The 16,267-nt window shown below is 71.0% G+C and carries 11 protein-coding genes; 5 read left to right on the top strand and 6 right to left on the bottom strand.

Annotation, left to right across the window (positions count from 1 at the left end; all coding sequences use genetic code 11):
• Positions 1-133: 133 nt before the first annotated feature.
• The 6 genes from ACWC2B_RS07215 to ACWC2B_RS07190 all read right to left on the bottom strand — a co-directional run bounded on the left by ACWC2B_RS07215 (position 134) and on the right by ACWC2B_RS07190 (position 10,461).
• The gene (locus tag ACWC2B_RS07215) at positions 134-1,552 is read right to left on the bottom strand and encodes a M1 family metallopeptidase (protein ID WP_450715440.1); all 1,419 of its coding nucleotides are present in this window, start codon (positions 1,550-1,552) and stop codon (positions 134-136) included.
• Positions 1,549-5,484 carry a Pls/PosA family non-ribosomal peptide synthetase gene (locus ACWC2B_RS07210; RefSeq protein WP_450715439.1) on the bottom strand — a complete coding sequence of 1,312 codons (3,936 nt, stop codon included), beginning with the start codon at positions 5,482-5,484 and terminating at the stop codon, positions 1,549-1,551. The genes ACWC2B_RS07215 and ACWC2B_RS07210 overlap by 4 nt, the downstream gene beginning before the upstream one ends.
• Before the next feature lie 165 nt (positions 5,485-5,649).
• Positions 5,650-6,858, bottom strand: coding sequence for a PucR family transcriptional regulator (locus ACWC2B_RS07205; RefSeq protein ID WP_450715438.1), 1,209 nt, complete (start codon positions 6,856-6,858; stop codon positions 5,650-5,652).
• 228 nt (positions 6,859-7,086) lie between these two features.
• Entirely contained in the window at positions 7,087-8,040 is a 954-nt protein-coding gene (locus ACWC2B_RS07200) for a hypothetical protein (protein WP_450715437.1), read from the bottom strand.
• A 130-nt stretch (positions 8,041-8,170) separates the two neighbouring features.
• A complete protein-coding gene (locus ACWC2B_RS07195) occupies positions 8,171-9,700 on the bottom strand; it encodes a DUF6801 domain-containing protein (protein ID WP_450715436.1) in 1,530 nt (509 codons plus the stop codon).
• Positions 9,701-9,828: 128 nt separating this feature from the next.
• Positions 9,829-10,461 (bottom strand): hypothetical protein, encoded by a 633-nt coding sequence (locus tag ACWC2B_RS07190; protein ID WP_450715435.1) that lies wholly within the window; start codon positions 10,459-10,461, stop codon positions 9,829-9,831.
• A 779-nt stretch (positions 10,462-11,240) separates the two neighbouring features.
• Here ACWC2B_RS07190 and ACWC2B_RS07185 point away from each other — a divergent pair.
• From ACWC2B_RS07185 to ACWC2B_RS07165, 5 genes are all read left to right on the top strand, one after another.
• Positions 11,241-12,227 (top strand): ABC transporter ATP-binding protein, encoded by a 987-nt coding sequence (locus tag ACWC2B_RS07185; RefSeq protein ID WP_450715434.1) that lies wholly within the window; start codon positions 11,241-11,243, stop codon positions 12,225-12,227.
• A 134-nt stretch (positions 12,228-12,361) separates the two neighbouring features.
• Positions 12,362-13,069, top strand: coding sequence for an MlaE family ABC transporter permease (locus ACWC2B_RS07180; protein ID WP_450715572.1), 708 nt, complete (start codon positions 12,362-12,364; stop codon positions 13,067-13,069).
• 4 nt (positions 13,070-13,073) lie between these two features.
• Positions 13,074-13,877, top strand: coding sequence for an MlaE family ABC transporter permease (locus ACWC2B_RS07175; RefSeq protein ID WP_450715433.1), 804 nt, complete (start codon positions 13,074-13,076; stop codon positions 13,875-13,877).
• The gene (locus ACWC2B_RS07170) at positions 13,874-15,127 is read left to right on the top strand and encodes an MCE family protein (protein WP_450715432.1); all 1,254 of its coding nucleotides are present in this window, start codon (positions 13,874-13,876) and stop codon (positions 15,125-15,127) included. The genes ACWC2B_RS07175 and ACWC2B_RS07170 overlap by 4 nt, the downstream gene beginning before the upstream one ends.
• The gene (locus ACWC2B_RS07165; protein ID WP_450715431.1) at positions 15,124-16,155 is read left to right on the top strand and encodes an MCE family protein; all 1,032 of its coding nucleotides are present in this window, start codon (positions 15,124-15,126) and stop codon (positions 16,153-16,155) included. Before ACWC2B_RS07170 ends, ACWC2B_RS07165 begins: the two co-directional genes overlap by 4 nt.
• The last annotated feature ends 112 nt before the right edge of the window (positions 16,156-16,267 follow it).

Here is a 16,267-nt window from a genome sequence, read left to right as displayed (position 1 = left end):
TACGGACGATGGAACGAGCCGGGTCCCGAAGGGCGCCGCCCGACGCTCGCGAAGGAGGCCGAGCCGCACGAGCGAGCCGCGCGAGCGACCGGCACGAGCGAGCCGTGCCGATCGGCCTCACGACAATCGGCCGTCAACTGGCCGTCTTCGTCGGGAAATCCGGGAGTCCCTTGTCGTAGAGCCAGGCATGGAGCAGCGGACGGACCGGCTCCCCGGCCGTGGACTCGGCGTGGGCGATGAAGGTGGCGGTGTCGCCGATCCGGCCGCGCCGTGCCGCGTGCCAGCCGCGCAGCACCGCGAAGAACCGCTCGTCGCCCAGCGTCAGACGCAGCGCGTGCAGGGTGCAGGCGCCCCGGTTGTAGAGCCGGTCGTCGAAGATGCGGCGCGGGCCCGGCTCGGCGAGCCGCAGGTTCTGGCCGCGCCGCGCGAGGCTCCGCCACTCGCGCTGGGCGATCTCGTCGGCGCTGTCCTCGCCGATGTGCTCCGACCACAGCCACTCGGCATACGTCGCGAAGCCCTCGTTCAGCCAGATGTGCCGCCACTCGCGGATGCCCACGCTGTTGCCGAACCACTGGTGCGCCAGCTCGTGGGCCACCAGCGTCTCCCAGCCCCGCCGCCCGTCGATGTGGTTGCGGCCGAACACCGAGCGGGTCTGGTTCTCGACGGGTGCGGCGAGGTCCGCGTCGACCACGACCGCCCCGTACGCCTCGAACGGGTACGGCCCGAACAGCTCCGAGAAGTGCCGCAGCATGTCGGGCTGGCGGCCCAGATCGTGCCGAGCCGCCTCGGCGATGCGGGACGGATAGGCGTTGTGCACCGGGATCGGTCGGCCGCCCGGCGGCCCCGGTGCGAGCACGCTGTCGTGCTGGAAGCGGCCGGTGTAGAGCGCTGCCAGATAGGTGGCCATGGGGCCGGGGTGGTGGTAGGTCCACACATCGGTGGAGCCCTCGCTGCGGCACTCGGTGAGCGTCCCGTTCGCGAGAGCCTGCCGATCGCGCGGCACCGTGACCCGGAAGGTGTACGCGGCCTTGTCGTCGGGCCGGTCGTTGCACGGGAACCAGGACGGCGCCCCCAATGGCTGCGAGGCGACCAGGGTGCCGTCGTGGCTGTCGCCGGTACGGTCCCAGCCGATGCTCCCGAACGGCGAACGGATCGGCCCGGGCCGCCCGCCGTACCGCACCTTGGTCGTGAACAGCTCGCCCGCGGCGACGGGTTGACTGGGCGTCACATACAGCTTGCCCTGCCGCTGGCGGATGCGGGCGGCCCTGCCGTCGACGTGCGCCGTGTGCGCGCTGAGCCGGGAGAGGTCGAGCTCGACCCGGTCGAGCGGCCGCAGGGCGACGGCCTGGATGAGCGCCGTGCCCGCGAGCTGACCGCTGACGGAGTCGTAGGCGATCCGCAGGTCGTAGGCGAGCGTGTCGTGGCCGTACGAGCCGTGCTGCGGGAAATAACGGTCCCTGCGGCCGGTGGTCACCTCGTCCGCCACGGCGAGACCGCCGAGGGCGGACAGGGCGGCGACCCGGACGAGCGACCGCCGCGTGCACCGGGTCATGCGGCGCTCCCTTCCCGAGAGGTTCCCTGACGGATCGTCACCATTGGTTGATGCATGGGGAGTTGGGCCTCGGACGACTGCTCGCCCGCGATGGGGTTGCCCGCCCAGCGGGTGTCCGGCGGCACGCTCTCGCCGCGCATCACCAGCGAGGCGGCACCCACCGAGGCCCGGGCGCCGACGTCGGTGCCGGGCAGCGCGATGCTGTGCGGGCCGAGTGACGCGCCCTCGGCGAGCCGAACCGTGTCCAGGCGCATGATCCGGTCGTGGAAGAGATGGGTCTGCAGCACACAACCCCGGTTCACACTCGCCCCGTCCCCCAGCGTGATCAGATCGGTCTCCGGCAGCCAGTGCGTCTCCAGCCATACCCCGCGCCCGATGTGCGCGCCGAGGCTGCGCAGCCACCAGTTGAGGACCGGCGTGCCGGTGAAGGAGCCCGCCATCCACGGCACGGCGAGGGACTCGACGAAGGTGTCGTACAGCTCGTTGCGCCACACGAAGGACGACCACAGCGGATGCTCGCCCGCCTCGAACCGGCCGACCAGGATCCACTTCGCGGCGGTCGCCGTGAGCCCCGCCACCGCGGCCGCGACCACGAGCAGCACGGTCCCGGCCAGGGCGGCCAGCGGCAGCCCGCCCCGGTTGAGAGCGCTCTGCTCGCCGACGAGGACGGCCTCGGCGAGCAGAACCGAGCACATCAGCGGCAGTACCCGGCACAGCTCGACCGCGGACCGGGCGAGCACGAGTCCCCGCGACGGTTCGAAGGTGCGGCCGGGGTCGGCCGCGGCCGGCACCCTCGGCAGCGGAAGCGCGGGCCGGCCGAGCCACGAACTGCCCGGCTCGCTCTGCGCGGGCGCGTCGCACAGCACGCCGACCAGCGCGCCGTCGGGCACCCGCCGGTCCGGGCCGACGATGCCCGAGTTGCCGACGAAGGCCCTGCGCCCCACGGTCGCCGTCCCCAACCGCAGCCAGCCGCCCCGGATTTCGTACGGTGCGACCAGGGTGTCGTCGGCGAGGAACGCGCCGTCCTCGACCGTCAGGAGCGAGGGCAGCGGCAGCACCGTCGAGATCTCGGCGCGCCGCCCCACCTTGGCGCCGAGCAGCCGCAGCCACACCGGGGTGGCGAGGCTCGCGTACAGCGGGAAGAAGCTGCCGCGGGCGCCGTTGAGCAGCCGGGTCACCAGCCAGGCGCGCCAGGCGACGCCGCCGCACACCGGATGGAAGCCGGGCTTCAGACCCCGTCCGAGGATCCGGACCAGGGCGGCGAGCGTCAGCATCGAGAACACGGTGGTGACCACCGCGATGGGCGGCGCGGCGAGCAGCAGGCGCACGGCGACCGCCGAGAGCGTGTCGCAGGACCGCACCAGGTAGTAGACCCCGACCAGCGCGGGCCCGGTGGACAGCAGCGTCAGCATAGGCAGGCCGATGAGGGAGAGCGCGTACGCGGCGGCCCAGCGGCGCGAGCGCTCGGGGCGCGGCGCGGGCCAGCCGGTGCCGGCGGCGCGCTCGTACGATTCGGCCTGCCGCGCCGGTGAGCCGAGCCAGCGCCGGCCGGGCGGTACCTGCCCGTCCAGGCAGGCGCCCGGCTCCAGTTCGGCGTCCGCGCCGAGGACCGCGCCGGGCATCAGGGTGCTGCGGTGGCCGACCCGGGCGCCGTCGCCGACGCGGACCGCGCCGATGTGCAGGGTCGCGCCGTCCAGCCACCAGCCGCTGATGTCGGCCTCCGGCTCCACGCTCGCACCCCGGCCGATCGTCGCGAGGCCGGTCACCGGGGGCATGGCGTGCAGGGCGGCCCCGGGGCCGACCCGGCAGCCGAGCGAACGCGCGTACAGCCGGGCCCACGGCGTGCCGAGCAGGGAGGCGACGCCGAACGCGGCGACGACGCGCTCGGCCGTCCACAGCCGCAGGTGGACGCGGCCGCCGCGCGGATACGCGCCGGGCCTGACGCCCCGGGTCAGGAGGCGCGCCGCCCCGCCGCCGATCGCGAAGCGGGCGGGCGCGCTCATCAGGAGGAGCGTGCCGATGGTCACGAACCACCAGGAGGTGTGCGGCGCCCAGGCCTGCGGTGCGAGCCATCCCAACAGGTTGTCGAGCGCGGCCAGACCGACGAGACCGCGCAGGCCCGCGATCCCGAACAGCCCTGCTGTGACGAGGAGTTGGACCACCCCGGCGCCACGAGGTACCGGCCGCACGGGCCGGGCCTCGGCGGCCGGGCCTTCGAGGGATTCCAGGTGCTGGGCCATGTCGCGCAGTACGGGGCGGCGGTAGAGGTCGGCGACGGACACCCCGGGGTAGTGCTCGCGCAGCTCGGAGGCGAGCCGGGCCGCGCTCAGGCTGGAGCCGCCGAGCGCGAAGAAGTCGCTGTCCGGCTCGGGGCGCACGCCCAGCATCCGCTCCCACGCCCCTGCGAGGCGGCACGCGGTGGAGCCGTCCTCGGCGGCGTCGCCGGCGGGGCCGCGCTGGGAGGGCAGCGGCCAGGGCAGGGCGTCCCGGTCGACCTTGCCCGAGGTGCGGGTCGGCAGTTCGGTGACCTCGACCAGCAGCGGCACCAGGGCGGCCGGCAGGCGCTCGGCGAGGAAGCCGCGGGCCTGGTCGGCGCGGAAGCCGCCCTGCTCGGGCACCACGTAGCCGACCAGGACCTGGCCGCCGGCCGGAGTGCCGCGCACCGCTCCGGCCGCCGCGCGCACGCCGGGAAGCGCTCTCAACATGGCGTCGATCTCGCCGAGTTCGATCCGCCGCCCGCCCACCTTGACCTGGTCGTCGGTCCGCCCGAGGTGGACGAGCCCGGCCGCGTCGGCCCGTACGAGATCGCCGGTGCGGTAGGCGCGGCGGGTGTCGAGGAGGGGGAGCGGCGTGAACCGTTCGGCGTCCTTGGCGGGATCGAGGTAGCGGGCGGTGCCCGCGCCCGCGATGACCAGCTCGCCCTCGCCGCCGTAGGGAACGGGCTCGCCGGCCGCGTCCAGGACCGCCAACTCCCAGCCAGCCAGGGGCAGTCCGATGCGGACGGGCTCGCCGGGCAGCATGCGCGCGGCGGTCGCCACCACGGTCGTCTCAGTGGGGCCGTAGGTGTTCCACATCTCGCGGCCCTTGACCGCGAACCGGTCCGCGAGCGCGCCCGGGCAGGCCTCGCCGCCGACGATCAGGAGCCGGACCTCGTCGAGCGCCTCGTCCGGCCAGAGGGCTGCGAGTGTGGGCACCGTGGAGACCACCGTGATGCCGTGTTCGATCAGCCAGGGCCCGAGTTCGTGGCCCGCCCGCACAAGGGAGCGGGGCGCCGGAACGAGACACCCGCCGTGCCGCCAGGCCAGCCACATCTCCTCGCACGAGGCGTCGAAGGCGACCGAGAGCCCGGCGAGCACCCGGTCGCCGGGGCCCAACGGCCGTTCGCTGACGAAGAGTTGGGCCTCTGCGTCCACGAACGCGGCTGCCGAACGATGGGTGACCGCCACGCCCTTGGGGAGCCCTGTGGAACCGGAGGTGAAGATGATCCAGGCGTCGTCGTCGGGCGACGCGGGCCGCCAGCGCTCGGCCAGCGGCGCCACGGGCCCCGGCAGTATGCGCTCGTCGGCCTCGATCACGGCGCACACCCCCGCCTCGTGGAAGACGGTCGCCGCGCGCTCCTCGGGATCGTCCGCGTCGACCGGCACGTACGCCGCGCCGCACAGCAGGACCGCCAGAATGGCGAGGTACAGGTCACAGGTGCCGGACGGGATCCGGACGCCGACCCGGTCGCCGGGGCCGATGCCGTGGCGGGTCAGCCGCACGGCGCGTTCGGTGATCCGGTCGCACAGGTCCTGGTAGGTGAGCCTCTCGCCGCCCGCGTCGAGTGCGGGTGCGCCCGGATGGGCGGCCGCCGTCGCGTCCAGTACGTCGAGCAGGGTGCGGGGGTGCGGGGCGGCGGCGCCGCGGAAGACAGCCGGCAGATGCGAAGACATACGGTATGCCTCTGGCGTAGTGCGGGTGGTACGGACATCCTTCGGACATCCGCCCATCCAGACGGGCATATCCAGCGGCGGGTTCGCTCCGGCCTTGGGACTTGACGATATTTATCCGTTGTTTTCGAAGTGAATCGGATGATTATGGCGCCGATCGGGGCAAGTTCAAGGCCGATCCCGGTGGCTCAGGTCCCTTGCGCGTAGCACTAGTTCGGTGGCGAACCGGTGTTCGGGATCGGTGAGGCGCTCGCCGAAGACGGACTCCAGGGTGCGCATCCGATAGCGCACGGTTTGCGGGTGCACGTCAAGCAGCTCGCCCATCTGGGCGGCGGTACCCCGGGTCGCGAGCCAGGTCCGCAGGGTTTCGATGAGCCGGTCGCGCCGCCCGGGCGTCAGCGCGTCGAGCGGCGCGAGCTCGCGGCGGCCGAGGTGTTCGAGGAGCGCCGGGTCGGAGCGCAGCCATAGCGTGACGAGGTGGTCCTCGCAGTACAGCGTGCCGAAGTCGTTGTCGATGACCCCCGACGCGGCGAGTTCGAGGACCTGACGGGCCCAGCGCAGGGAATCGGACGCATCGCCGATGGGCACCTCAAGTCCGACCGCAGCCCACGAGCCGTGCAGGGCCGCGTCCAGCATCCGTCTTCGTATGTCGTCGACCGGGCCCGGCACCAGCAGATGCGGAAGCGGCTCGCCCGGATCGATCAGGACATCGTTGTCCAACGCCGCCCGCGTGAGCTCACCGCCGGATCGGAGCGCGACCAGCGTGACCCGTTCGGGGAGCGGCCAGTGGGCCCGGTCGGCGAGCTCGGCGATCGCCGCGCGCGGCACCGGGGACCCGGCCAGGATCAGATGCAGTAATCGTCTTCGCAGCGCGTCCGAGCGCTCCCCGGAGAACGAGGTGACCTCCAGATAGCCCTCGCGTGAGAGCACTTCCAACTCCTCGACGTAGGTGAAGAGCGCGTCCGCGAAGCTGAGCATCAGCGCGGGGGAGAGTTTGTAGCGTCGGCCGATCTTCTTGGCCCGGCGCAGCGCCACCCGGGCGCCGAGCCGGTAGGCGCCCTGGAGGGTGTCCAGACTCCGGCCCTCGTACGCCTCGAACCGGCCGAAGCGGCGGCACATCTCGTCGCGCAGCGTGGAGGGCGCGCTCGGGGAGGCGACCTGGTCGACGAAGACGGCGAGGTTCTGCTCCACGCCGACCCGGATCGCCTCGCCGTAGGGTCCTTCGAGCAGCCGGGCGTACTCGGGGTAGGCGCGGGTGATCTCGGCGCCGATCTCCTTGAGCAGGCCCGGCAGTTCGGGCCGCATGATCGCGGCGAACTCCTGTGGGAGCGGCCCCAGCGGCTCCTGGATGTCCGGTGATTGCGCGGCTGCGGGCATCTCACTCCCCTTGCACTACGGCGCCCGGCGGGGGAGGGCCGAGGGAGAAAGCGCTCCCACCGACCGACAGGTGCGTACCTTTCGCGGACTGCTGAACCTAGAACAACTCCCGTGTGAGGGACAACACTTGGGGCGGCGTTCCACTCATGGGGCATCGGTTGTCGGCCGATTCGGGCGCGGCCCGGCGGGAGCACGCACGGGCAGCCGTCGGGTGAGGGCGGGCGAGGGTTACCGCGCAGCTGAATGCCAGTACTGGGAGAGCAGTTTGCCGTCGTTCGGGACGACCGTCCCGGGGGCGTTCAGACCGGCGAGGTGGGTCGAGGCGCTGTCCAGTACGACGCTGTTCCTGCCGGCCGCCGAGGGCAGTCCCGTCTTGAGGTTGACGGCCCAGTCGAGGAGCCCGGCGAGTCCGCAACCGCTTGCACCGGGCACCGCGAACGTCGTGTCCGTCTGGCTCGCTCCGGTGAGGGCGAGGCGGTTCATGACACCCGCGGTATTGGGCGTCCCGTCGCCGTCGAAGCGCTTGATGCCGAGGGCCGGGGCAGTGATGTTCTGAGGGCGCAGCACGATCGGGTGGGCGGCGGAGCCGATGTAGCAGGAGCCGCCGAGGAACGGGTTCTGGAGGTGGACGCGGACCGGGAGCGCGATGATCGGCCGCCCGGAGGTGGCACCCGCGGTGAGGTTGAAGTCGGTGGGCGCACCGGCCGATTCGACGGTCGCGGTGACCCGGTTGAGGGTGCTGTTGGTGATCTGCCGGCAGATGTCTCCGATCACGGGGATGTCGCTCGGGCACATCAGGCCGAGCAGTCCGCCCGGGATGTCGGCGGAGTCGGCGATCAGCGCGCCGCCGGCCGGTGCGATCAGGGTGGGCGCGCCGCCGGTGTGCTGCACCACGCCGATCTGCAGGTCGCTGGCGCCGGTGGCGACCTCGGTGCTGCCCAGCTTGATGGAGCCGCTCGCCGCGTGGGAGGCGATGCACTGCGCGATTTCGGCGCGCCCGTCGGCGGCCAGCATCGCCGGGTCGTCCACCGGGCAGCGGGTGAACGGGGCCCACTGGCCCCCGAGTCGGGTCGCCGGAGCGGAGTCGGCGGCGGCCGGACCGACGGTCCCCATGACGGTCAGGGCCGTGCAGGTGGCAAGCAGTCCCGCACGAAGACGGGTGGATGCGGGTCTGGGTCTCATGAGGTCTTCCCCTCTCGACGTCAACGTCTCGACTCGTGACGTCCTGTACGGATGTCCGGTACGGGTTTGGGCGGCGCGGCAACAGCCGTGTGCAGCAGGAGAGTTGGCCGAATTGGCACCGCCGTGGTTCTCAACGAAGGGGCAGCGGTACGTTCGTCGGCTGCTTGTCGGGGGTGCAGAGCTTCGCGGGGTCGTCCGGGATGCCGGACGCGCACGGCGCCCCCTGGTTCTGCTTGACGGTGTTGGCGGGCCCGGACACGGACGCGGTGAACAGCGGGCTCAGGTCCTCGCCCACCCCGCAGCCGGTGAACGGCGGAATGGTCACGGAGCCGTCGAGCGGTCCGCCCCGGGAGAGCGAGTAGCCCCGCCAGACGGTGTCCGTGCCCTTCTTGAGCTTCCCGAGCAGGACCACGTGGTCCTTGGTGTTCTTCGCCGGGTCCGGGTCATCGGAGTAAAGGGATCTGGTGGTACGGCAGTTGGGGCCGACGTCGAGGGGTGTCCCATTGACCTTGACCTCGGAGATGCGCAGCACCAGCGGGATCCTGATGTACGTCTCGCCGTGTCCCGCGGTGTTGTTGAGGTCCGAGTCGATGACCATGGGCCCGGTCTCCTCCAGCGTCATCGTGGCGGTGGTCGGCATGAACCCGAAGGTGAGGAACGTCGCCGGGCCTGGCGGGGTCTGGGCACGGCCCTGGTAGTCGAGCCGGCCCGCCGAGGTCTGGAGCAGATGGAGTTCGAAGACGCCCGGCCTGACCTCGATGCGCTTGAGCCGGCTGGGCCCCTGGACGACCTTGGTGCAGAAGACGGGGATCAGGGAGGCGCCGCTCATCTTGGTGGCGTTGGAGTATCCGGTGGTGTACGCGGCGAGCGCGACCGGGTTGGCGGTGTCGCCCCGGCACTCGGGCGCGGCGGCGGGCGGGGAGCCCTGCGCCTTCGGCGGGACGACCTTCGGGCCGCCGCCGGGCGAGGGCTGTCGCGGTCCGCCGGTCGCGGGGGCCGTCGCCGAGGCGCCGGGGGCCGGGGTGGGTGAGGAACCGGCCGCGTCTACGGGCACTTTGGCGAGCAGGGCCGGTGCGCCGGGGGTGAGTGTGCAGGTCACCGAGAGGATGGCGGGGGCGGTGGCGGCGCCCTCGGCGGTGACGGGGCTGAAGTCGAGGGTGAGGCCCGCCGCCGTCACGGTGAGCTCGCCGGGGCTGTTCGCGGTGACGGTGGGGACCTCGCCGGTCGCCTGGAGTGCGGCGCCGCCCGTCGTGGTGAGCGGCACGGAAGGGGCGGTGCCCTGCCAGAGCGCCGGGGCGGTGGCGCCGTTCTGGGCCACCTCGGTCGTCAGGCGGGTGGTGGCGCCGGTCTTGGCCGCGTGGAGGGTGGTGAGCTCGGCGACCGCGGCATCGGGCAGCGTCACCGATGTCGTGACCTCGGCGGGCCGGATGGGTGCGCCCGGAGCCGCCCGGTCGGGAAACCCGGCGCCGACCCCGACCTTCACCGGTCGAGCCCCGCCCGGGAAGGCGCAGCTGTAGGCGAGTTCGGTGCTCACCCGCTGGTCGCCGACGGCCACGTCCGCGCCCGGCACGATCCCGGCCAGGACCACGGTGGCCACCGCGACCGCGCCCCGCCCGCGCATGCTCCGCCACCGGCCGACCGGGCCCAGGGTGCCTGTCACGTCGCGTTCAGCTCCACTCGTCAGCTCCTCGAAACGGCCGGCGGCGCCTGCGCCGCAGCTGGGGGACCGACCGGCCGGCCAGGGGCCCGGCCCGCCGGTCCCGGGCGTACGCGATGCATCATGCGACGTTACGAGCCGACGATGGTGGGGTGCGTGCTGGTGCCGCTGACCACCACGAAATAGTCGCCGTTGAACGTCGGGTGGTCACCCGCGGCCACCACCCCGGAACAGCCCGCCGTCGGGTCCGAGACCGTCAGCTCGGTGGGGTTGGCCGCGATCGCCAGGTCACCGGTCGAGTTGGTGTAGGTGCCGTGCGCGGTGCCGGTCACGGTGAAGGCACAAGTAGCCACGGATACACGGGCGTTGACGCTGGAGATGTAGCCCTGCGAGACGCCGCTGCCCGCGTCGTAGTCGGTCACGTTCAGCGTCCAGGGGGTGTTCGCCACTGTGTCCACCGCACCGAGGAAGCTGGTGCACGGTTCACCCGATCTGCCGAAGTGCGCCGGGTCGATGCTGCCGACCGCCGCCGGGTTGCCGGTGGCGCTCTGGACGGTGCCCCCGGCGTCCGAGTACGTACAGGTCATGTCGATGCCGTTGACGGAAAGGACGACATTGGTGGACGCGGCGGTGAAACTCTCGGGCGAGTCGGGGCCGATCACCCAGTTCGTGGGCGCCGCCGCCAGGGCGGGCGCGGTCGCCAGAGCGAATGCGGCCGTCGCGGCGCCGCATACCAACGCAAGCTTTCCCAGGGTGCTTCGCACAGTAAATTCCTCCGATTTCACCAGCTACGGGTACGGATTCGGCCACGTACGATCCGTGACGATGCGGACGTTACTTGCGAGAAACATCGGTGCACAATCCTTCCGGTCAAGAGTGTGCCGAGCAAGGCCCGTTCTTGTGCCCTGGATGAGCAACCGGCCGGTTTTTCTTGTCGATTGGTGCGCAATACAGCCGTGCCCTCCAAGCCATTCGCGCCAAAGTTCCCGGTTCTCTCCCCATGAAGAATGTCCGGACGGCTGGTTACAGGTGAAACCCCTCACCGGATGACAACTTCCGGAGCGAAACCACTGCGGTGATGACAAGTCACCGACGTCCGGGCGCGGGCTCGCGAAAACTTCCGGAACCGGTATTGCAGAGCGAGATTACCCGGCCGTAGCGTCCGGTGTGCGGTCGGTCCGGTCCGCTCACCCGCGTCCGGTCCGCCGACGTCCCTCCCGGCCGCGCCCCCGAAGGCCGGGAGCCGCACGGGCGAAAGCCCTGGCCCGTCCCTGATTCCGGGCCGGGGACCGCTGCCCGGGGCGGGGGCGGCGCGGCTCAGCTCCCCTCGGCCGCGGCGCCCCCGCTAATTCGCGGCCGCCCACAACTGCTCATTTTCGGCGCAGTCGTCCGCCAGGCCGACTTGGAAACTTGTCAACGAGTGACAAGGAAAAGGGATTTCACCGATGTGGCTGTCCGGGATCTTGTTTCGGCGCCGCTGCTCACCTTACCGTGCGTCCCTCGGTGCCCTCGCGTCACTCCGTATGTGCCTGCTGGAGGTGGGATGGGAATTGAAGTAGTGGTCGAAGGCCTGACCAAGTCCTTCGGCAAGCAGAACATCTGGCAGGACGTCACCCTCACCTTGCCCGCGGGAGAAGTAAGCGTCATGCTGGGCCCCTCCGGCACCGGAAAGACGGTCTTCCTCAAGTCGCTCATCGGGCTGCTCAAACCGGAGCGCGGCCGGGTCCTCATCAATGGCATCGACATGGTGAGCAGCCCCGAGCGGGACATCTACGAGACCCGGAAACTCTTCGGCCTGATGTTCCAGGACGGTGCCCTTTTCGGCTCGATGTCCCTTTTCGACAACATCGCCTTTCCGCTGCGCGAGCACACCCGCAAGAAGGAGTCCAAGATCCGCCGCATCGTCATGGAGCGGGTGGACATGGTCGGCCTCCTCGGCGCCGAGGGGAAGCTGCCCGGGGAGATCTCCGGCGGGATGCGCAAACGCGCCGGACTCGCCCGCGCCCTGGTGCTCGACCCCCAGATCATTCTCTGCGACGAGCCGGACTCGGGGCTCGACCCGGTCCGCACCGCCTTCATCTCGCAGCTCCTGATCGACCTGAACGCCCAGATCGACGCGACGATGCTGATCGTCACCCACAACCTCGACATCGCCGCGACCGTGCCCGACAACATGGGCATGCTCTTCCGCCGCAACCTCGTCACCTTCGGCCCGCGCGAGGTGCTCCTCACCAGCGAGGAGCCGGTCGTCGCCCAGTTCCTCAGCGGGCGCCGCGAGGGCCCCATCGGCATGTCCGAGGAGAAGGACGCCGCGACGCTCGCCCTGGAACAGATCAACTCGCCGCTGGAGAAGGGCAGTTCTCCGCGTCGAATCCCCGCGCAACTGGAGCCGTCGCCGGGTCTGCCCGCCCGCCAGGCGGTGCTGCGCCGCAAGCTGCGGGTGATGTCCATGCTCGACCAACTGCCGCACGCGGCCCGCCGCGCCATCGAGAACGGCCTGGCGCCGGCAGCCCGGGAGGCGACGCCGTGACGATGGAGGCCGAGAGAAACCCCCCGCCCCCGACACCGTCATCCCCGACACCGGCTCCGCCTACCCGCCGCCCGCTCCCCGGCCTCGGCGCGTTCCGCCAGACCGGGCAGCTCTTCGCGCTCGCCGCCGCCGTCATGCGGGCGGTCTTCAGGCGCCCCTTCCAACTGCGGGAATTCATCGAGCAGTTCTGGTTCATCGCCAGCGTCACCATCCTGCCGGCGGCCCTCGTCTCCATCCCGTTCGGCGCCGTCATCGCGCTCCAGGTCGGCTCGCTCACCCAGCAGCTCGGCGCCCAGTCCTTCACCGGCGGCGCCAGCGTCCTCGCCGTCATCCAGCAGGCGAGCCCGCTCATCGTGGCGCTGCTCATCGCGGGCGCCGGCGGCTCCGCGATCTGCGCCGACCTGGGCTCCCGTACGATCCGCGAAGAGCTCGACGCCATGGAGGTCATGGGCGTCTCGCCCATCCAACGCCTCGTCGTACCAAGGGTGTTGGCGACCATGTTCGTCGCCGTGCTGCTCAACGGGATGGTCTCCGTCGTCGGTACCCTCGGCGGCTATTTCTTCAATGTCATCATGCAGGGCGGGACCCCGGGCGCCTACCTCTCCAGCTTCTCGGCGCTCGCCCAGCTTCCCGACCTGTACGTCAGCGAGATCAAGGCGCTGATCTTCGGGTTCCTCGCCGGGATCGTCGCCGCCTACCGCGGACTCCACCCGCGCGGCGGCCCCAAGGGCGTCGGCGACGCGGTCAACCAGTCCGTCGTCATCACCTTCCTGCTGCTGTTCTTCGTGAACATGGTCCTCACCGGGATCTACCTCCAGATCGTCCCCCCGAAGGGCGGCTGACCCGATGGCCCTCTTCACCCTTCTCGACCGCTCCGGCGACCAACTCGCCTTCTACGTAAAGGCGTTGCTGTGGATCCCGCGCACGTTGCGGCGCTACACGAAGGAGGTGCAGCGGCTGCTCGCCGAGGTCGCGTTCGGCAGCGGCGGGCTCGGCGTCATCGGCGGCACCATCGGCGTGATGATCGCCATGACCTTGTTCACCGGCACCGTGGTCGGCCTCCAGGGCTACGCCGCACTGAACCAGATCGGCACCGCCGCCTTCACCGGCTTCGTCTCCGCCTACTTCAACACCCGCGAGATCGCCCCGCTCGTCGCAGGACTCGCCCTGTCCGCCACCGTGGGCGCCGGCTTCACCGCCCAGCTCGGCGCGATGCGCATCAACGAGGAGGTCGACGCCCTCGAAGGCATGGGCGTACGCAGCCTGCCCTACCTCGTCACCACCAGGATCATCGCCGGAGTCGTCGCGATCATCCCGCTGTACGCGATCGGGCTGCTCAGCTCCTACTTCGCGTCCCGGATGACCACGGTCGTCTTCAAGGGCCAGTCACGAGGAACCTTCGACCACTACTTCAACCTGTTCCTCTCGCCGACCGACGTCCTTCTCTCCGTCCTCAAGGTGCTCATCTTCAGCGTGATGGTGATCCTGGCCCACTGCTACTACGGCTTCCGCGCTACGGGCGGACCAGCCGGGGTCGGCGTAGCGGTGGGGCGTTCGGTCCGCAACGCGATCGTCCTCATCGCCGTCACCGACTTCTTCCTCTCGCTGGCCATCTGGGGTGCCACCACGACAGTGAAGGTGGCCGGATGAACACCCCGACGGTCCGCCGACGCCTCGCCGGAGCCGTCTTCCTGCTGGTCCCCGCGCTGCTCGTATGGCTGTCGATCGCCGTGTACGACAAGGACTTCACGCGCTCCGACACCATCGCCGTCGAGACGAGCAGCGTCGGCAACGAGATGCACCCGGGAGCCGAGGTGAAGCTGCGCGGCGTCGTCGTCGGCGAGGTCCGCACCATCAGCGCCGACGGCGAGGGGGCGAGACTCACCCTCGCCCTCCACCCCGGAAAGCGCAGTCACATCCCGTCCGACGTGCGGGCGCAGATGCTGCCGACCACGCTGTTCGGCGAACGGTTCGTCGCGCTCGTGGCGCCGCCGAACCCGTCGACGAGAGCGCTCTCAGCCGACGCGACCATCCCGCAGGACCGGTCCCGCAACGCCATCGAGCTGGAGCAGGTCCTCGACAACGTCCTGCCGATGCTCACCGCCGTCAAGCCGGACAAGCTGTCGGCGACGCTCTCCGCCGTCGCGCAGGCGCTGCGCGGCCGCGGCTCCCGGCTCGGTGACACCTTCGTCACCCTTGACGCGCACCTGAAGAAGTTCAACCCCGACCTGCCCACCCTCAACGCCGACCTGAAGCAGCTCGTCAAGGTCTCCCGGATCTACAGCGACGCCGCCCCCGACGTCCTGAGAGCGCTCACAGACGCCACGACCACCACCGGCACCCTCGTCGACCAACAGACCCAACTCCTCGGCGTCTACGGCCAGACGACGAAGACCGCCCAGGACCTCACGGCCTTCCTCCAACAGAACAAGGACAACCTCATCCGGCTCAGCGAGGTGAGCCGACCCACCCTGGAGCTCCTCGCCAAGTACTCCTCGTCCTTCCCCTGCACCCTGCGCACCCTGGCCGGGTTCGTCCCCGCGATGGACAAGGCGCTCGGCAAGGGCACGGATCAGCCCGGACTGCACGTCACCGTCAAGGCCGTGCCCTCGCTCGGCAAGTACGTCGCCGGACGCGACAACCCCGCGTACACGGCGAGCGGCGGCCCGCACTGCTACCCGGTGCCGTACCTCGGTGCCCCGCTGCCCGCCGAGAGCGCTCTCACGAATACGGCGACCGCCTCCGACACCGGGCTCGGGCCGGCGAACTCGCCGCAGGAGAACGAGCTGGTGAACGAACTGCTCGCGCCCGGTCTGCGACAGGCCCCGCAGTCCCTGCCCAACTGGAGCAGTCTGCTCGTCGGGCCCGCCCTGAGGGGGACGGAGGTGACCATCAAGTGAAGCGCCGCAGCATCGCGGGCCCGCTCGTGAAGTCCCTCGTCTTCATCCTGGTGACCGCGCTCGCGACCACCGTGCTCGCCCTGTCCATCGCCAACACCGGGATGGGCGACACCCGGACGTACAAGGCGCGCTTCACCGACACGACCGGTCTGGTCGAGGGCGACAGCGTCCGCATCGCCGGGGTGAAGGTGGGCCAGGTCGACGGCGTGGAGGTCGTCGACCGACGGCTCGCGCAGGTCACGTTCTCCGTGCGGCGCAGCCGGACGATGCCGGGCACGGCCACCGCGTCGATCAAGTACCTCAACATGGTCGGCCAGCGGTACATCGAACTGGGCCGGGGCACCGGCGAGGTCGGCGCGACGCTCGCGCCGGGGGCGACCATCCCGGTGGAGCGCACCACACCTGCCCTCGACCTGACCCAGCTCTTCAACGGCTTCCAGCCCCTGTTCGAGGGGCTCTCACCCAAGGACGTCAATCAGCTGGCCGGCTCCATCGTGCAGGTGCTCCAGGGCGAGGGCGGCACCGTCGACAGCCTGCTGAAACACATCGGCTCACTGACCACGACGGTCGCGGCCAAGGACAAGGTGATCGGCGAGGTCATCACCAACCTGAACACCGTCCTGACCACCGTCAACGACCGTGAAGCGGGCTTCAACGACCTGGTGGTCACGCTCCGGCAACTCGTCTCCGGCTTCGCGGGCGACCGCAAGCCGCTCGGCGAGGCCGTCGCCGCGATGGGAGACCTCACCACGGTCACCGCCGGACTGTTCGAGGACGGCCGGGCCCCGCTCAAAGACGACATCAAGCAGCTCGGCCGGCTTTCCTCCACCCTCGCTGAGAGCGCTCCCAGGATCGGGGACTTCCTGCGGAAGACCCCCGACAAGATGCGGGCCATCACCCGGATCGCGTCGTACGGATCCTGGCTCAACCTCTACCTCTGTGAGGCCAAGGTGTCCGGCGTGACGACCGAGGACGGCAGTCCGCCGCCCACCGGAATCCCGGTCAGCGATTCGAGGTGCCAGGGATGAGACTCCCCACACCGCGCCGGCCCCGGACCGCCCTTCGTCTGCCGCGCCCCGCGCTGAAGCGCCCCACGCTGAAGCGCCCCACGCTGAAGCGTGCCACGCGCCTTACCGTCAA

The organism is Streptomyces sp. NPDC001415 (assembly GCF_053597395.1).
Note: the sequence above shows the minus strand (reverse complement) of the source record. Positions and strands in the feature narration are given on the sequence as shown.

Coding starts and splice junctions, on each gene's coding strand:
- ACWC2B_RS07215 (WP_450715440.1), bottom strand. CDS start 1,552: ATGACCCGGTGCACGCGGCGGTCGCTCGTCCGGGTCGCCGCCCTGTCC.
- ACWC2B_RS07210 (WP_450715439.1), bottom strand. CDS start 5,484: ATGTCTTCGCATCTGCCGGCTGTCTTCCGCGGCGCCGCCGCCCCGCAC.
- ACWC2B_RS07205 (WP_450715438.1), bottom strand. CDS start 6,858: ATGCCCGCAGCCGCGCAATCACCGGACATCCAGGAGCCGCTGGGGCCG.
- ACWC2B_RS07200 (WP_450715437.1), bottom strand. CDS start 8,040: ATGAGACCCAGACCCGCATCCACCCGTCTTCGTGCGGGACTGCTTGCC.
- ACWC2B_RS07185 (WP_450715434.1), top strand. CDS start 11,241: ATGGGAATTGAAGTAGTGGTCGAAGGCCTGACCAAGTCCTTCGGCAAG.
- ACWC2B_RS07180 (WP_450715572.1), top strand. CDS start 12,362: ATGCGGGCGGTCTTCAGGCGCCCCTTCCAACTGCGGGAATTCATCGAG.
- ACWC2B_RS07175 (WP_450715433.1), top strand. CDS start 13,074: ATGGCCCTCTTCACCCTTCTCGACCGCTCCGGCGACCAACTCGCCTTC.
- ACWC2B_RS07170 (WP_450715432.1), top strand. CDS start 13,874: ATGAACACCCCGACGGTCCGCCGACGCCTCGCCGGAGCCGTCTTCCTG.